Source organism: Mycobacterium kyogaense (genome assembly GCF_003254575.1).
Lineage (GTDB): Bacteria > Actinomycetota > Actinomycetes > Mycobacteriales > Mycobacteriaceae > Mycobacterium > Mycobacterium kyogaense.
In genome coordinates this window covers 98353-115657 of record NZ_QJUA01000008.1, presented here as the reverse complement: position 1 = coordinate 115657, position 17305 = coordinate 98353, and the positions used below count along the sequence as shown (strand labels likewise).

Annotated in this window: 13 protein-coding genes and 1 pseudogene; 13 read left to right on the top strand and 1 reads right to left on the bottom strand. The window is 68.5% G+C overall.

Going from position 1 to position 17305, the window contains the following annotated elements; all coding sequences use genetic code 11:
- The first annotated feature begins 1 nt into the window (after window position 1).
- The 6 genes and pseudogenes from DMB80_RS08665 (at window position 2) to DMB80_RS28915 (ending at window position 7009) form a co-directional block, all read left to right on the top strand.
- Window positions 2-1012: a LacI family DNA-binding transcriptional regulator gene (locus tag DMB80_RS08665; RefSeq protein WP_111509469.1), complete on the top strand. Its 1011-nt coding sequence runs from the start codon at window positions 2-4 to the stop codon at window positions 1010-1012.
- A 334-nt stretch (window positions 1013-1346) separates the two neighbouring features.
- A complete protein-coding gene (locus DMB80_RS08660) occupies window positions 1347-3299 on the top strand; it encodes a 2-oxoacid:acceptor oxidoreductase subunit alpha (protein ID WP_420812156.1) in 1953 nt (650 codons plus the stop codon).
- On the top strand, window positions 3296-4372 hold the full coding sequence (locus DMB80_RS08655; RefSeq protein ID WP_111509468.1) for a 2-oxoacid:ferredoxin oxidoreductase subunit beta: 1077 nt from the start codon (window positions 3296-3298) through the stop codon (window positions 4370-4372). The genes DMB80_RS08660 and DMB80_RS08655 overlap by 4 nt, the downstream gene beginning before the upstream one ends.
- A gap of 46 nt (window positions 4373-4418) precedes the next feature.
- A complete protein-coding gene (gene mobA / locus DMB80_RS08650; RefSeq protein ID WP_111509467.1) occupies window positions 4419-5042 on the top strand; it encodes a molybdenum cofactor guanylyltransferase in 624 nt (207 codons plus the stop codon).
- 963 nt (window positions 5043-6005) lie between these two features.
- Window positions 6006-6239: pseudogene (locus DMB80_RS08645) on the top strand (transglycosylase family protein); the annotation flags it as partial.
- Window positions 6240-6463: 224 nt separating this feature from the next.
- Window positions 6464-7009 (top strand): transglycosylase family protein, encoded by a 546-nt coding sequence (locus DMB80_RS28915; protein WP_205538586.1) that lies wholly within the window; start codon window positions 6464-6466, stop codon window positions 7007-7009.
- Between the two features lie 6 nt (window positions 7010-7015).
- Here DMB80_RS28915 and DMB80_RS08635 read toward each other — a convergent pair whose 3' ends face one another.
- On the bottom strand, window positions 7016-8164 hold the full coding sequence (locus DMB80_RS08635; RefSeq protein WP_111509465.1) for an FAD-dependent oxidoreductase: 1149 nt from the start codon (window positions 8162-8164) through the stop codon (window positions 7016-7018).
- Window positions 8165-8197: 33 nt separating this feature from the next.
- Between DMB80_RS08635 and DMB80_RS08630 the strand changes: the two genes are divergently transcribed.
- From DMB80_RS08630 to ndk, 7 genes are read left to right on the top strand one after another with little or no spacing between them, the layout of a single operon-like run.
- Window positions 8198-10183, top strand: coding sequence for a S9 family peptidase (locus DMB80_RS08630; protein WP_162938457.1), 1986 nt, complete (start codon window positions 8198-8200; stop codon window positions 10181-10183).
- A gap of 11 nt (window positions 10184-10194) precedes the next feature.
- Window positions 10195-11451 carry a saccharopine dehydrogenase family protein gene (locus tag DMB80_RS08625; protein ID WP_046363995.1) on the top strand — a complete coding sequence of 419 codons (1257 nt, stop codon included), beginning with the start codon at window positions 10195-10197 and terminating at the stop codon, window positions 11449-11451.
- Window positions 11452-11496: 45 nt separating this feature from the next.
- Window positions 11497-12090, top strand: coding sequence for a DUF937 domain-containing protein (locus DMB80_RS08620; RefSeq protein WP_111509464.1), 594 nt, complete (start codon window positions 11497-11499; stop codon window positions 12088-12090).
- Window positions 12091-12117: 27 nt separating this feature from the next.
- Window positions 12118-14784 (top strand): valine--tRNA ligase, encoded by a 2667-nt coding sequence (locus DMB80_RS08615; RefSeq protein WP_111509463.1) that lies wholly within the window; start codon window positions 12118-12120, stop codon window positions 14782-14784.
- Window positions 14781-16199: a bifunctional tetrahydrofolate synthase/dihydrofolate synthase gene (gene folC, locus DMB80_RS08610; RefSeq protein ID WP_111509462.1), complete on the top strand. Its 1419-nt coding sequence runs from the start codon at window positions 14781-14783 to the stop codon at window positions 16197-16199. The genes DMB80_RS08615 and folC overlap by 4 nt, the downstream gene beginning before the upstream one ends.
- Window positions 16196-16594: a DUF4233 domain-containing protein gene (locus tag DMB80_RS08605; protein WP_048422779.1), complete on the top strand. Its 399-nt coding sequence runs from the start codon at window positions 16196-16198 to the stop codon at window positions 16592-16594. The genes folC and DMB80_RS08605 overlap by 4 nt, the downstream gene beginning before the upstream one ends.
- A gap of 32 nt (window positions 16595-16626) precedes the next feature.
- The gene (gene ndk / locus DMB80_RS08600; RefSeq protein ID WP_046364016.1) at window positions 16627-17037 is read left to right on the top strand and encodes a nucleoside-diphosphate kinase; all 411 of its coding nucleotides are present in this window, start codon (window positions 16627-16629) and stop codon (window positions 17035-17037) included.
- Window positions 17038-17305 lie beyond the last annotated feature (268 nt).

Genomic DNA, 17305 nt, shown 5'->3' with positions numbered 1-17305 from the left:
GGTGGCGCATCGGTACAAGATCCGGGAGATCGCCCAACAGAGTGGGCTCAGCGAAGCGACGGTGGATCGCGTGCTCAATCGGCGGCCCGGTGTCCGGGAGACCACCATCGCCGAGGTCGACCAGGCGATCGCCGACCTCGACAAGCAGCGCGCGCAGCTGCGGCTCAACGGTCGGCGCTACCTGATCGACGTGATCATGCAGACGCCGCGGCGATTCTCCGACGCGTTCCGCGCCGCGGTCGAAGCCGAGCTCCCGGCGTTCGCGCCGGCGATGCTGCGGGCACGCTTCCATCTGTGGGAGGCCGGCTCCACAGCACAGATGGTCGACACCCTGGATCGGATTCGCGGCAGCCACGGGGTGATCCTCAAGGCGCAGGACGAGCCGCAGGTCGCCGAGGCGGTCGACCGGCTGGTGGATTCCGGGGTCCCGGTGGTGACCTACACGACCGACATTCCGGCCAGCACGCGCAGCGCCTACGTCGGCATCGACAACCACGGCGCGGGCGTCACGGCGGCCTATCTGGTGCAGCAATGGTTGGGCGACTCGCCGTCGGACGTGTTGATCACCCTCAGTCGTGCGGTGTTCCGTGGCGAAGGAGAGCGCGAGGTGGGCTTCCGATCCGCGCTGCGGGGATCCGGCCGGACGATCGTAGAGGTCAGCGGCAGCGACGGCATCGACGCGAGTAACGAGCGGTTGGTGCTCGACGCGTTGGCTTCCAACCCCGGAATCGAGGCGGTGTACTCCGTCGGAGGTGGCAACGTGGCGACGGTCGCGGCGTTCGAGAAGCTCAACCGCCCGTGCCGGGTCTTCGTCGCACACGATCTCGACGCCGACAACCGCCGCCTGCTCGGCGAAGGGAAGCTGTCAGCGGTGCTCCACAACGATCTGCGCGCTGACGCGAGGCTGGCGCTGCGGCTGATCCTGCACGAGCGCGGTGCTTTGCCGGCCAAAGCCGCCCGGCCGGTACCCATCCAGGTGATCACCCCCTACAACCTGCCCGCGCAGGGATAGCTGATCGCTACTGATGAGTAACCTTTCTTAAGAGACTGGCCGGCGGTCGAATCGCCCTGATTGACGTGACCAAGACCACATTTGCTGATGATCTGCGGGCTCGAGATCCTGTCTGAGCTGTGCGTTCTCCGGACCGCAACCTGCACGTCATCTGCGCACCTGGTGTAGGCGGCCCTAAGAGAAGTGCCATAATCGGTACTGCCAGTGACACCAACTTCTTGACACGTGTCCATTGACGGCGCACCGCATCGGTGGCGACTCGATGGACATTCGCCCGAAGCCTCACTGGAGTGCGGACGACAAGGCCGACGAGAAGGACACGGAAGGCGAGCGAGTGGCAGACAACGGCATCGAGACCGGCCCGGGGAGTGCGAGCGCGTCAGGCGCGCCCCGGCAGAAGCTCGAAAAGGTCGTCATCCGTTTCGCCGGTGACTCCGGCGACGGCATGCAGCTGACCGGCGACCGATTCACCTCGGAAGCCGCCCTGTTCGGCAACGACCTTGCGACGCAACCGAATTACCCCGCCGAAATCCGGGCCCCCCAGGGCACGCTGCCGGGGGTCTCGTCGTTCCAGATCCAGATCGCCGACTACGACATCCTCACCGCGGGCGATCGGCCCGATGTGCTGGTCGCGATGAACCCGGCGGCCCTCAAGGCCAACGTGTCCGATCTGCCGCGCGGCGGCCTGATCATCGCCAACTCCGACGAGTTCACCAAGCGCAACCTGGCGAAGGTCGGGTACGACGCCAACCCACTCGAGACCGACGAGCTGTCCGACTACGTGGTGCAGGCCGTGGCGATGACCACGCTGACGCTCGGTGCCGTCGAGTCGATCGGAGCCAGCAAGAAAGACGGTCAGCGCGCGAAGAACATGTTCGCGCTCGGTCTGCTGTCGTGGATGTACGGCCGCGAGCTGGAGCACAGCGAGGCGTTCATCCGCGAGAAGTTCGCCCGCAAGCCCGAGGTGGCCGAGGCCAACGTGCTGGCGCTCAAGGCCGGCTGGAACTACGGCGAGACCACCGAGGCGTTCGGCACCACCTACGAGGTCGCCCCGGCCAAGCTGAAAAGCGGTGAGTACCGGCAGATCTCCGGCAACACCGCGCTGGCGTACGGCATCGTCACCGCCGGTCAGCTGGCCGATCTGCAGGTGGTGCTCGGCACCTACCCGATCACCCCGGCGTCGGACATCCTGCACGAGCTGTCCAAGCACAAGAACTTCAACGTCCTGACCTTCCAGGCCGAGGACGAGATCGCCGGCATCGGCGCGGCGATCGGCGCCTCTTACGGTGGGGCGATCGGCGTCACCAGCACCTCCGGACCCGGCATCTCGCTCAAGTCGGAGGCCATCGGCCTTGCGGTGATGACCGAGTTGCCGCTGCTCGTCATCGATGTCCAGCGCGGCGGCCCGTCGACCGGTCTGCCCACCAAGACCGAGCAGGCTGATCTGCTGCAGGCCATGTTCGGCCGCAACGGCGAATCGCCGGTGGCCATCCTCGCGCCCCGCTCACCGTCGGACTGCTTCGACATCGCGGTCGAGGCGGTGCGCATCGCGATCAACTACCACACGCCGGTGATGATCCTGTCCGACGGCGCGATCGCCAACGGCTCGGAGCCGTGGCGCATCCCGGACGTCAGCACCTACGAACCCATCGAGCACACCTTCGCCAAGGAAGGCGAACCGTTCCAGCCCTACGCCCGCGACCCCGAGACGCTGGCCCGGCAGTTCGCAGTACCCGGCACCCCCGGTCTGGCGCACCGCATCGGCGGGCTCGAGTCGGCCAACGGGTCGGGCAACATCTCCTACGAGCCGAAGAACCACGACCTGATGGTTCGGTTGCGCCAGGAGAAGGTGGCCGGCATCGACGTGGCGGATCTGGAGGTCGACGATCCGACCGGTGACGCCGATCTCCTGCTCCTCGGATGGGGCAGCAGCTACGGACCGATCGGTGAGGCCTGCCGGCGCGCCCGGCGCAAGGGCATCAAGGTCGCCCACGCGCAACTGCGCCATCTCAACCCGTTCCCCGCGAACCTGGGCGAGGTGCTGGGCGGCTACTCGCGCGTCGTCGTGCCGGAGATGAACCTCGGTCAGCTGGCCCTACTGCTGCGCGGCCAGTTCCTCGTCGACGTGCAGTCAGTGACCAAGGTCGAGGGCATGGCGTTTCTGGCCGACGAGGTCGAAGGCATCATCGATGCCGCGCTGGACGGGACACTGGCCGAGAAGGAAAACGAGAAAGCCACGTTCGCGCGGCTGGCGGCGGCCACTGTAGAGACTGGAGTGAACGCATGACGGACACGATCGGTACCGACCTGGGGCTGACGCCGCTGACCAAGATGAGCCTGGTCCCGACGACGGACGAGCCGCAGAAGGCCAAGGACTTCACCAGCGACCAAGAGGTCCGCTGGTGCCCGGGCTGCGGTGACTACGTCATCCTGAACACGATCCGCAACTTCCTGCCCGAACTGGGCCTGCGCCGCGAGAACATCGCGTTCGTCAGCGGCATCGGGTGCTCGAGCCGGTTCCCGTATTACCTGGAGACCTACGGTTTCCACTCCATCCACGGCCGTGCACCGACGATCGCGACCGGGCTGGCGCTGGCCCGGGAGGACCTCTCGGTGTGGGTGGTCACCGGTGACGGCGACGCTCTGTCCATCGGTGGCAACCACCTGATCCATGCGCTGCGCCGCAACGTGAACCTGACGATCCTGCTGTTCAACAACCGGATCTACGGCCTGACGAAGGGGCAGTACTCGCCGACGTCCGAGGTCGGCAAGGTCACCAAGTCGACGCCGATGGGCTCGCTGGACTACCCGTTCAATCCGGTGTCGCTGGCGCTGGGTGCCGAGGCGACGTTCGTGGGTCGTGCGCTGGACTCCGACCGAAAGGGCCTCTCCGAGGTACTTCGCGGCGCAGCCGAGCACCGCGGCGCCGCCCTGGTCGAGATCATGCAGGATTGCCCGATCTTCAACGACGGATCGTTCGACGCGCTGCGCAAGGACGGCGCGGAAGAGCGGCTGATCAACCTGCGCCACGGCGAGCCGATCACCTTCGGCACCGACGGTGAGTACAGCGTCGTGAAGTCCGGCTTCGGGCTCGAGGTCGCCAAGACCGCCGACGTCGCGGCCGACCAGATCGTGGTGCACGACGCAGGTCTGGAAGACCCCGCATACGCGTTCGCTCTGTCGCGGCTCTCCGAGCAGAACCTCGACCACATGGTGATGGGGATCTTCCGCAAGGTCAGCAAGCCCACCTACGACGACGCGGCGCGCCAGCAGGTCAGCGCTGCCCGCGAGGCCCGTGCTCACGACACCGCAGCACTGCAGGCTCTCTTGCGCGGCAAGGACACCTGGTCGGTCGACTGATCGGTCTTCGGGCATCTGGCCGCGGTGCTGAGCTAACGTCACCAGTGTGACGTCACCGCTGCCGTTGGCCGCTGTCATCCTCGCCGGTGGGGCTTCCCGCCGCATGGGCCGAGACAAGGCCACCGTGGCCATTGACGACCCGGCTGGTCCGAGCGGGCAGACCACGCTTCTCGAGCGCGTGGTGTCGATCGTGAGTCGCCGTTGTTCACCTGTTTTCGTGATCGCGGCCCCGGGCCAGGCACTGCCCGCTGTGGACGCCACGGTGCTTCGCGACGAGGTGCGCGGTGTCGGTCCGCTGCTGGCCACCGGGCGTGGCCTGCGGGCGGCGGCCGACGCGGGCATCGAGCATGCGTTCCTGTGTGCGGTGGACATGCCCGAGCTGACCACCGAGATCATCGACACCCTAGCCGGTCCCGCGCAACGGCTCGGTGTCGACGTCGTGCTGCCGTGGGACGGCCGGGACCACTATCTGGCCGGCATCTACCGGACGGGATTGCACGGGGTCGTCGATCGGTTGGTCGACTCGGGTCAGCGGAGCATGCGTGCGCTCGTGGATTCTGTCGACACCCAGCGGATCGTGATGGCGGAGCAGGCGGCGCTGACCAACGTCAACACCGAGGCCGACCTCTCGGCGCTGATTCCGCCGAAATTCTCCCAGCAAATTCAGTGAGAATTTCGTCGAATTTCGACGGGGAAACAACGTAATTCGCGACACGCAATTCGAGCGTCTTTCACCGGGAATGCGCACCGCGCGTCCGTCCGCCGTCTGTCTCCGTGCGAGTCGCGCCGCCGGCGCGACGGAGCTCAAATCTGTTGGTGTGCACCCTGATTGGTAGCGTCAGTGTCGAAAAACGGCGCGCCGGAACGATGTTGAGCCGAGCTAACTACTGGCTGCGCGGGCTGCCACAATGGCCGCCGAAATGGTCGATGCGTGTAAAAGCGCTGTCTCTCTAGAATGTGTTCGCGCTAACTCGAGTTCGGTTGTGCCGCAGCCATACCCGCTACGGAACTACTGCGGGGGAGCGATGGACGGCGGGCCCGCTGCGGGCCCGGAGCTCCGGGCGGTCACGGTGGGCGCCGACGGCCGCGACGGACGGGTCGAGGCGACGTGTCGGGGGTCACAAAAACGTGGTGATTTGGCTCACGCGAGCGCCCTCTCGGGGAACTTCTGGCATCGACGTCAAACATCATCACTACCAGCGTGAACGTTCGGATATCGCGTCGTGATCGTTTCGTGATCTGCCGGCAATTCATCCATCGCCGAAGATGACTTTGGGTTTCCAGGTTTGTACGGTCCCAAACAGCTTCTCAGCGAAGCCATAACTCAAAAACCACGAACCAGCGTGTATGAGGGCCACGAGAGGCGCGTCAGCCTCTACCGGCGCCGGACATCTCCGGCGAGATCGACTCGATCTCCCCCAGTCGCACCCGACCGAGACGGTGCGACCCGACATTCCCCGCCTGTGAACAGGCAGCACAGCCGTGCCTCCGCACGGCGTGTTTCGGCGCGCGCTCGGCGAAAGGACAGAAGTTGAAGAACATCCGCAAGACGTTTGGGCTGGCCACCATCGCCGGCGCGCTCGCCGTGGCACCCATGGCAGCGGTCACGGGTTTTGGGGCCGGAACCGCGAATGCGGACAGCGTCAACTGGGATGCCGTCGCGGCCTGCGAGTCGGGCGGCAACTGGGCCATCAACACCGGTAACGGTTACTACGGCGGCCTGCAGTTCACGATGAGCACCTGGAAAGCCAACGGCGGCTCGGGCTCGCCGCACGGCGCCAGCCGCGAAGAGCAGATCCGCGTGGCTGAGAACGTGCTCAACTCGCAGGGCATCGGCGCGTGGCCCGTGTGCGGCCGCCGCGGCTGACCCACTTATCACGCTTCACTCGAGGCGGTGTCGACTCCGGTCGACACCGCCTCGTTTTCTCAGTTTTCTCACAGGTCTCTTACACCAGATAAGTAACGTCTAAAACTTCATTCTCATCGGTAACAGGTGATGTTCATCACCCGACAGACCGGGCAGCCGCAGCGTGAGACGCCTTCGTCGCATGCGGGCCTTGGGTCACAACGGTCGGGGAAGGACCGCAGAACATGAACATCGGCATCGATTTCAAGAACATTGTCAGCAAGGGTCTGATGGCCGCCGCGCTCTCCGGAGCCTTCGCCGCCGTGCCGATGGCACTCGACGGCGCCACCGCGACGGCGCACGCCGACTCGGTCAACTGGGACGCCATCGCGCAGTGCGAGTCCGGCGGCAACTGGAGCATCAACACCGGCAACGGGCACTACGGCGGCCTGCAGTTCAAGCAGGCCACCTGGAGTTCCAACGGTGGCGCCGGGAGCCCGGCCACGGCCTCGCGCGCCGAGCAGATCCGCGTCGCCGAGAACGTGCTGCAGAGCCAGGGCCTCAAGGCATGGCCCAAGTGCGGCGCCGCGGGCATGAGCGCCGCGCAGGTCTGGGGCAACCCCGCCACTGCCGCGCCCGCACCGGCCGCTGTGCCCACAACTGCTGTGCCCACAACTGCTGTGCCCGCAACTGCAAAGGGCTGCGCGAACCTCCCCACGTCCGCGCTGGGCGGCTTCGTCGACCTGCGCAAGATGTGCACGGCGATCTTCACCCCGCGCGCCGCGCGCTGACCCCGCTCAGTCGGGCAGTGTGAACGCCGACCGCGCCGCGATGGAGGCCAGGTGGGCGGACACGAAACGCTCCGGCAGCAGCGCCGTACCCCAGCTCGCGGCCGCACCCAGTGCTGCAGGCCGCGCATTCAGGACGCGTCCGATGGTCGCCGCCTCCCGGACGACCGCGCGCACCCGCCGGCGCCGGTGCGCCGCGAACGACACGAACGCCTGCGGCAGCTCCTGCTCCCGCGCCACGCAGCGCGCCAACACGGCCGCGTCCTCGATGCCCTGACAGCCGCCCTGCCCGAGGTGCGGCCGCATCGGGTGCGCGGCGTCGCCGACGATGACCATCGGCCCGCGAGACCAGTGTCGGGGTGCGGCGCGATCGTGGAGGTCGTTGCGCAGCAGGTTCGCCGGCGACGTCGCGGCCAGCAGTGCCGGGATCGGCGCTGCCCAACCGGCCAGCAGGCGGGCCAGGTGGGCCTTCTCGCCGTCGGGCGCGCGGCCGCCCTCCGCCGTCCGCTCCGTCGCGAACCAGTACGTGTGCTCATCACCCAGCGGTACGTGACCGACCTGCACGCCCGGGCCGAGGGTTTCGCCGGCGAGGTCTGGATCCATCGGGATGTCGGCGATACCCCGCCAGGCGGTGTACCCGACATAGCGGTTCGGCAGGTCCCCGTTGAGGGTGCTCGCGACGACTGAACGGACACCGTCGGCGCCGATCACCGCGTCGGCCTCGAGGATGTCGCCGTCTGCCGTGGTCACCCGAACGCCCGCCACCGTCGTCGACACGGCCGTCACCGACACCCCGGTCGCGACCGCGCCCGCCGGCAGTGCCTCGGCCAGCAGGTCGGTCACGGTCGAGCGGCGCACCACCACCAGCGGCTCCCCGAGCGCGGTGACCATGCGCTGCCCGGCCGGCCGCCGCAACCACCGCCCGTTGCGCCAGCGGATCGCGCCGGCGGTGACCCTGCCGCCCGCATCGCGGACGGCATCGCCGACGCCGATCTGATCGAGCGCGGCCAGTGCGTTGGGCCAGATGCTGATACCCGTGCCCGCTCCGAGGTCGGTGCGCTGCTCGAGCACGCGGACCTCGTGACCGTCGCGGCTCAGGGCGACGGCGCTCGCCAGTCCGGCGATGCCGGCGCCGACGACGATGAATCGCGCTGGCATGGGCTGACCCTAACCGTCCGGCTGTGTTACGAAATGGGCATGGCCCCTGAAACGCCGTTCGATGATCTGGACACCTATCTGTCGCTGCCTCGGGTGAGCGGCCTGGCCATCACTCCCGACGGGTCGCGCGTCGTGACGACGGTGTCCCGATGCAACGACGACCGCACGGAATTCGCCACTGCGATATGGGAATTGGACCCCGAGGGGCACGCCGCGGCGCGCCGCATCACCCATGGTCGCACCGGCGAATCGGCGCCCGTCTTCACCGCGAACGGCGATCTGCTGTTCCTGGCCACACGAGACGCCGAGGGCGACTCCAAGGATGCGGAGCCGTCCAAGGCGCTGTGGCGCCTGCCTGCGACCGGGGGAGAGGCCACCCGGGTCGCGACGTTCCCGGGGGGCGTCGATGCCGCGATGGCGGCACGCGCGGGTGACGCCACCGTCGTCACCGCACCCGTTCTGCGGTCGGCGCGCGACCTCGACGACGACCGCCGGCTGCGTGACATGCGCTCGAAAGCCAAGATCTCGGCCGTGCTGCACACCGGGTATCCGGTGCGGCACTGGGACCACGACCTCGGACCGGACCAACCCCACCTCTTCGCCGGGCGCCGCGACCTGACGCCGGATCCGGGCGGCGCGCTGCGCGACGCGCACGTCGACGTCTCCGCGGACGGGACCTTCCTCGTCACGACATGGCAGATTCCCGCCCCCGGCGCTGCCCTGCGAACCACGTTGGTGCACATCGACATCGCCACCGGTCAGCGTTCGACGCTCGTGGACGACCCCGACGCGGACCTCGGAATGCCCGCGATCTCGCCGGACGGCTCCGCGGTCGTCTTCACCCGCGAGACGTTCTCCACGCCGACACAGGCGCCACGAATAACGCTGTGGCTGCAGCGCTTCGGGTCACCGGCGACCGAACTCGCCGGCGACTGGGACCGGTGGCCCACATCGGTCGCCTGGGCGCCCGACGGCGCGTCGTTGTTCGTCACGGCCGATGAGTCCGGCCGCGGCCCGATCTTCACCGTCGACGTGGCGACCTCCGCCGTGCGGCCATTCGTCGCCGACGACTTCACCTACACCGACCTGCGCGTCGCGACGACCGGAGTGGTGTTCGCGCTGCGCAGTTCCTATGCCGCGCCGCCCCATCCGGTGCGCATCGACCCCGACGGCACGGTGCTGCCCTTGCCGTGCGTCGAGCTGCCCGCTCTGCCCGGCTCCCTGACCGAGGTGACCGGCCACGCAGACGACGGCGTGCCGGTGCGGTCCTGGCTGGCGCTGCCCGAGGGTGACACCGCCGCGCCGCTCGTGCTCTGGATCCACGGTGGGCCGCTGGCGAGCTGGAACGCCTGGCACTGGCGGTGGAACCCGTGGCTGATGGTGGCCCGCGGATACGCCGTCCTGCTGCCCGACCCCGCGCTGTCCACCGGCTACGGCCAGGACTTCATCCAACGAGGCTGGGGCGCATGGGGATTCGCACCCTACACTGATCTGACGGCGGCCACTGACGCCGCGTGCGCGCATCCCCGCGTCGACGCGACCCGCACCGCGGCGATGGGCGGTTCCTTCGGCGGTTACATGGCCAACTGGATCGCCGGACACACCGACAGGTTCGCCGCGATCGTCACCCACGCGAGCCTGTGGGCACTCGACCAGTTCGGCGGCACCACCGACGGCGGCTACTGGTGGTCGCGCGAGATGACACCGGAGATGACCGCCGCCAATTCCCCCCATCGGTTCGTCTCCGACATCACGACCCCGATGCTCGTCATCCACGGCGACCGCGACTACCGCGTGCCGATCGGGGAGGCGTTGCGGCTCTGGTACGACCTGCTCAGCTCCTCAGGTCTACCCGCGGCGCCCGACGGCACGACCGAGCACCGCTTCCTCTACTTTCCGTCGGAGAACCACTGGGTGTTGAGCCCGTCGCACGCGACACTCTGGTACCAGGTGGTGTTCACTTTCCTGGCTCATCACGTCCTCGGGGAGGACACCGAACTGCCCGAGACGCTCGGGTAGCGTCGGCCCATATGAGCGCATCGGACCGCGAATACGACATCGTCCTCTACGGCGCGACAGGTTTCGTCGGCAAGCTGACCGCCCTGTATCTCGCCTCGGCAGCGGGGAACGCCCGCATCGCGCTGGCGGGCCGCTCCGCCGACCGCCTGCTCGCCGTCCGCGAGACGCTGCCGGAGACGGCGCAGTCGTGGCCGCTGATCACCGCAGACGCGTCCGACCCGTCGTCCCTGGCCGCAATGGCCGCCAGCACGCGGGTCGTGATCAGTACCGTCGGCCCCTACCTGCGCTACGGACTGCCGCTTGTCGCCGCCTGCGCGGCGGCCGGCACCGACTACACCGACCTCACCGGCGAGCCGCTGTTCATCCGCCGGGCCATCGACGAGTACCACAAGCAGGCGGTCGACACCGGCGCCCGCATCGTGCACTCCTGCGGGTTCGACTCCATCCCCTCGGACCTCACGGTCTTCGCGCTGTACCGCCAGGCGGAGCGGGACGGCGCTGGCGAGCTGGGTGACACCAACTTCGTCGTGCGGCGTTTCGCCGGCGGGATGTCCGGGGGCACCATCGCGTCGATGACGGAGCTCGCCCGGGAGGCCGCCGAAGACCCGGAGAGCCGCAGGCTCCTCAACGATCCGTACACGCTCTCGCCGGACCGCGGCGCCGAACCCGAACTCGGCGGCCAGCCCGACGCACGCTGGCGGCGCGGCCGCGACATCGCCCCCGAGCTCGACGGCTACTGGGTGGGCGCGTTCGCGATGTCGGTACCCAACACCCGCATCGTGCGACGCAGCAACGCGCTGCTGGAGTACGCCTACGGCCGGCGATTCGAATACGCCGAGCAGATGAGCCTCGGCAAGTCCCCGCTCGCCCCGCTGGCCGCGGCGATGACCACCGGCGGGAACATCGCCGCCATCGAACTGGGCAGCCGGTTCCTCAACCGGGTGCCGCGCAGCGCGCTGGAACGCATCCTGCCCAAGCCCGGCACCGGCCCCAGCGAACAGACCCGCGAGAGCGGCCACTACACCGTCGAGACCTACACCACCACCTCGTCGGGCGCCCGCTACGTGGCGCGGATGTCGCAGCAGGGCGACCCCGGGTACAAGGCGACGTCGGTGCTGCTCGGGGAGAGCGCGCTGGCCCTCGCACTGGACCGCGACAAGCTCTCCGACCTGCTGGGCGTGCTGACCCCGGCCTCCGCGATGGGCGACGCGCTGCTGGCCCGGTTCCCCGCCGCCGGGGTGAGCCTGGACGTCACCACACTGGCCTGACCGAACGCCGGTCGAAGCGACCGGCCCCGGTCTACGCTGACGCTCATGAGCGGCCTCGACGACCTCTACAGCCAGATTCCCGTTCAGCAGATCGCCGGCAGGTTGGGCGTCGACGAGGGCGAGGTCGACCGCGCCGTCAAGACGCTGGTGCCCGTCCTGGTCGGCGGCCTGCAGCGCAACGCCGAAGATCCCGACACCGCCCAGGGCATCGCCTCGGCCGCCGACTCGCACGCTCGCAGCGGCCTGCTCGACGGTGGCGTCAGCGTCGACCAGGTCGACGAAGCGGACGGATCCCGCGCGATCGCGAAGATCTTCAGCGGCAACTACACCGGGCAGGTGGCCTCCGCGCTGTCCGGGGGCGGGGCAGGCAACAGCGACCTGATCCAGAAGCTGCTGCCGATCCTCGCGCCGATCGTGCTCGCCTACATCGGCAAGCGGCTCTCGGGTGGCCAAGCCCAACAGGTGCCCGGCCAATCCGGTGGTGGCGGCATCGGCGACATCCTGGGCAGCATCCTCGGCGGCGGCGCCAAGCCCGGCGGAAACAACCCGCTCGGCAGCATCCTGGGCTCCATACTGGGCGGCGACAAGGCCGGCGGAGTGGGCGACATCCTCGGCGGGCTTCTGGGCGGGAAGAAGTAGTCCGCGGCGTCTTCCTAGAATGGCTCGGTGACCTCCCAGCCGCTCGCCAACACCGAACCCTCCGGGCTCGATGCCCTGCCCAAGTCGTGGGAGCCCTCGGCTGTCGAGAGCGATCTGTACCAGAGCTGGGTCGATGCCGGATACTTCACCGCCGACCCGGCCAGCGACAAGCCCGCCTACTCGATCGTGCTGCCCCCGCCGAACGTGACGGGCAGCCTGCACATGGGTCACGCGCTGGACCACACGCTGATGGACGCGCTGACCCGTCGCAAGCGCATGCAGGGCTTCGAGGTGCTGTGGCTGCCCGGCATGGACCACGCCGGCATCGCCACCCAGAGCGTCGTGGAGAAGCAACTCGCCGCCGACGGGAAGACCAAAGAGGACCTCGGGCGTGAGGCGTTCGTCGAGAAGGTGTGGGACTGGAAGCGCGAATCCGGCGGCACCATCGGTGCACAGATGCGCCGCCTGGGTGACGGCGTCGACTGGAGCCGCGACCGGTTCACCATGGACGACGGCCTCTCCCGTGCCGTCCGCACCATCTTCAAGCGGCTGTTCGACGCCGGCTTGATCTATCAGGCCGAGCGCCTGGTCAACTGGTCACCGGTGCTCGAGACCGCGATCTCCGACCTCGAGGTCAAATACGAGGACATCGAGGGCGAGCTGGTCTCGTTCCGCTACGGGTCGATGTCCGACGACGAACCGCACCTGGTGGTGGCCACCACCCGCCTCGAGACGATGCTGGGGGACACCGCGATCGCGGTGCATCCCGACGACGACCGGTACCGCCACCTGGTCGGCACGACACTGCCTCACCCGTTCCTCGATCGCCAGGTCGTCGTCGTTGCCGACCACCATGTCGATCCCGAGTTCGGCACGGGTGCAGTCAAAGTCACCCCGGCCCACGATCCGAACGACTTCGAGATCGGCCTGCGGCATCAGCTGCCGATGCCCACGATGCTCGACACAAAGGGCCGCATCGCCGACACCGGCACGCGCTTCGACGGGATGGACCGGTTCGAAGCGCGGGTGGCGGTGCGCGAGGCGCTGGCCGAAGAAGGCCGCATCGTCGCGGAGAAGCGTCCGTACCTGCACAGCGTCGGACATTCCGAGCGCAGCGGCGAACCGATCGAGCCGCGGCTGAGCCTGCAATGGTGGGTCAAGGTCGAGTCGTTGGCCAAGGCCGCAGGCGACGCAGTGCGGCGCGGCGACACCGTGATCCACCCGCCGAGCCTGGAACCGCGCTGGTTCGCCTGGGTCGACAACATGCACGACTGGACGATCTCGCGCCAACTCTGGTGGGGACATCGCATCCCGATCTGGCACGGCCCGAACGGTGAGACGGTGTGCGTGGGCCCGGACGAGACGCCGCCGGCGGGCTGGGAACAGGATCCCGACGTGCTCGACACGTGGTTCTCCTCCGCGCTGTGGCCGTTCTCGACGATGGGGTGGCCCAACCGCACTCCCGACCTGGAGAAGTTCTATCCCACAACGGTTCTGGTGACCGGATACGACATCCTGTTCTTCTGGGTGGCTCGGATGATGATGTTCGGGACCTTCGTCGCCGACGACCCGGCCATCACCCTCGACGGACAGCGGAGCGCCCCGGTGCCCTTCGAGAACGTGTTCCTGCACGGTCTCATTCGTGACGAGCACGGCCGCAAGATGAGCAAGTCCCGCGGCAACGGCATCGATCCACTGGACTGGGTGGAGAAGTTCGGCGCCGACGCGCTGCGTTTCACACTGGCCCGTGGCGCGAGCCCGGGGGGTGACCTGGCCATCGGCGAAGACCACGCCCGCGCCTCGCGCAACTTCGCCACCAAGCTGTTCAACGCCACGCGGTTCGCACTCCTCAACGGCGCAAGCCCGGCTCCGCTGCCGCCCATCGACGCGCTGACCGACGCCGACCGCTGGATTCTCGGCAGGTTGGAAGAGGTTCGCGCCGAAGTGGATTCGGCGTTGGACGCCTATGAGTTCAGTCGCGCGTGTGAGGCGCTCTACCACTTCGCCTGGGACGAGTTCTGCGACTGGTATGTCGAGTTGGCCAAAGTCCAGCTCGGCGAGGGTGTTTCACACACGACGGCGGTGCTCGCCGCCGTCCTCGACACGCTGCTCAAGTTGCTGCATCCGGTGATGCCGTTCGTCACCGAGGTGCTGTGGAAGACGGTGACCGGAGGCGAGTCCCTGGTGATCGCCGAGTGGCCCGCGGCCAGTGGCGTCAACCTCGACACCGCTGCAGCGCAACGGATCACCGACATGCAGAAACTGATCACCGAGGTGCGCAGGTTCCGCAGCGATCAGGGGCTGGGCGACCGGCAGAAGGTGCCTGCGCGGTTGTCCGGCATCGACGCCGCCGGCCTGAGCGCCCACGTGCCGGCCGTCACCGCGCTGGCCTGGCTCACCCCGCCTGCCGACGACTTCACCGCGTCCGCGTCGGTGGAGGTCCGGCTCTCCGGCGGCACCGTGCTCGTCGAGGTGGACACATCGGGCACCGTCGACGTCGAGGCCGAGCGGCGCCGGCTGGAAAAGGACCTGGCCGCAGCCCAGAAGGAGCTGGCCGGCACCTCAGCCAAACTGGGCAACGAGGCGTTCCTGGCCAAGGCGCCCACAGACGTCGTCGACAAGATCCGGGCGCGCCAACAGCTCGCCGGGGAAGAAGTCGAGCGCATCTCGGCGCGGTTGGCCGCGCTGACGTGAGCACTCCCGAGCCCGCACCCGACGAGATCGCAGCGCTGCTGCAGGTCGAGCACCTGCTCGACCAGCGGTGGCCGGAAACCAAGATCGAGCCCAGCACGGCCCGAATTTCTGCGCTGCTGGAACTCCTCGGGTCGCCGCAGAACGGCTACCCGTCGATCCACATCGCCGGCACGAACGGCAAGACGTCGGTGGCCAGGATGGTCGACTCGTTGCTCACGGCGCTGCATCGACGCACCGGCCGAACCACCAGCCCGCACCTGCAGTCGGCCGTCGAGCGGATCTCCATCGACGGGCGGCCGATCAGCCCGGCCGCCTACGTCGACACCTACCGGGAGATCGAACCGTTCGTGGAGCTGGTCGATCGGCAGTCCGAGGCCGGGGGAGGTCCGCGCTGCTCGAAATTCGAAGTGGTGACCGCGATGGCCTTCGCCGCCTTCGCCGACGCCCCGATCGACGTGGCCGTCGTCGAGGTCGGCCTCGGCGGCCGGTGGGATGCGACCAATGTGGTCAACGCGCCCGTCGCGGTGATCACGCCGATCGGCATGGACCACACCGATTATCTGGGTGACACCATTGCCGAGATCGCCGGCGAGAAGGCGGGCATCATCACCCGCCAGGCCGACGATCTGGTGCCGACGGACACCGTCGCGGTGATCGGCCGCCAGGTACCGGAGGCGATGGAGGTGCTGCTGGCCGCCGCGGTGCGCGCCGATGCAGCGGTGGCGCGCGAAGACTCCGAGTTCGCGGTGCTCTATCGCCAGGTGGCGATCGGCGGGCAGATGCTCGAACTGCAGGGGCTCGGTGGCCGCTATTCGGAGATCTTCCTGCCGCTGCACGGTGAACACCAGGCACACAACGCCGTTCTCGCGCTCGCCGCCGTCGAGGCGTTCTTCGGCGCCGGCGCGGACCGTCAGCTCGACGTCGACGCGGTGCGTGCCGGGTTCGCGGCCGCCTCATCGCCAGGTCGGCTGGAGCGGATGCGGAGCGCTCCAACGGTTTTCATCGATGCCGCCCACAACCCGGCGGGAGCGGCGGCGTTGGCCTCCGCGCTCGCCGAGGAGTTCGACTTCCGCTTCCTGGTCGGGGTGGTGTCGGTGATGGCCGACAAGGACGTCGACGGAATCCTGGCGGCCCTCGAGCCGGCCTTCGACCAGATCGTCGTCACCACCAACGGCTCACCGCGCGCGCTGGAGACCGACGCCCTGGCCGTCAAAGCCGAGGAGGTCTTCGGCCCCGAGCGGGTCGTCGTCGCGGCCACGCTGCCCGACGCGATCGAGACGGCCACCGCGCTGGTCGAGGACTCGGGTGGTGACGTCGAGGGCGCCGGCGGCATGAGCGGCGCCGGGATCGTGATCACCGGATCCGTCGTCACCGCCGGGCTGGCGCGCACGCTGTTCGGTAAGGACCCGGCATGAGCGCCCCGACCCCGCCCGATCCGTGGAAGAGCTTCCGCGGCGTCATGGCCGGCATCCTCATCCTCGAGGCCATCGTGGTGCTGCTCGCGCTGCCGGTGGTCGGTGCCGTCGGTGGCGGCCTGAGCGGACCCTCGATCGGTTATGTGGTCGGCGTGGCGGTCCTGCTGCTGCTGATGGCCGGCGTGCAGGGCCGCCCCTGGGCCATCTGGGCCAACCTCGGGGTGCAACTCCTGCTGGTGGCCGGCTGGCTCCTCTACCCGGGAATCGGCTTCATCGGTCTGCTCTTCGTGGTGGTGTGGCTGCTGATCGCCTACCTGCGGGCCGAAGTGCTGCGCCGCCAGAGGCGGGGCCTGCTGCCCGGGCAGCAGCGCGACCTCGAACACGGCACGGAGTAGATCGTCCGAGACGTATGGGTAGGCTGTCGGCCGTGACAGAGCGAACCCTCGTCCTCATCAAGCCCGACGGCGTGGCCCGCCGGCTCATCGGCGAGATCATCAGCCGGATCGAAGCCAAGGGACTGACCGTCGCTGCGCTCGAGCTCAAGAACGTCGACGACGCGCTGGCGCGCGCCCACTACGCCGAGCACGACGGCAAACCGTTCTTCGACTCGCTGCTGGAGTTCATCACGTCCGGTCCGGTCGTGGCAGCCGTGCTCGAGGGGCCGCGCGCGATCGCCGCGTTCCGGCAGCTGGCCGGTGGGACCGACCCGGTCGAGAAGGCCGTCCCGGGCACCATCCGCGGTGATCTGGGCCTGGAGACGCAGTTCAACCTGGTGCACGGTTCCGATTCCCCGGAGTCCGCCGCGCGCGAGATCGAGCTCTGGTTCCCCGCCAGCTGAGCGGCTCGCCGACCCGCTGACGCCGCGTTTCGGGTTCCTCCGCAGTGATGTGGGATACTGGGCGCGAGCGACTGGCCTGACTACCCCGGGTTGGTCACTCGGATGAAGACTTCGACGACTGCGACCATCGCTACCCCGATGTGGCGCCGACCGTCCAGCCATCATTCAGACCGGCACCGAGAACTTCCCGTCGGGATGTCTCGGAGCGAGACCAACAACAGTTCGGGCTCAAGTGGCCCGGACCCAATAGTCAGTAGCCCTCGCGTGG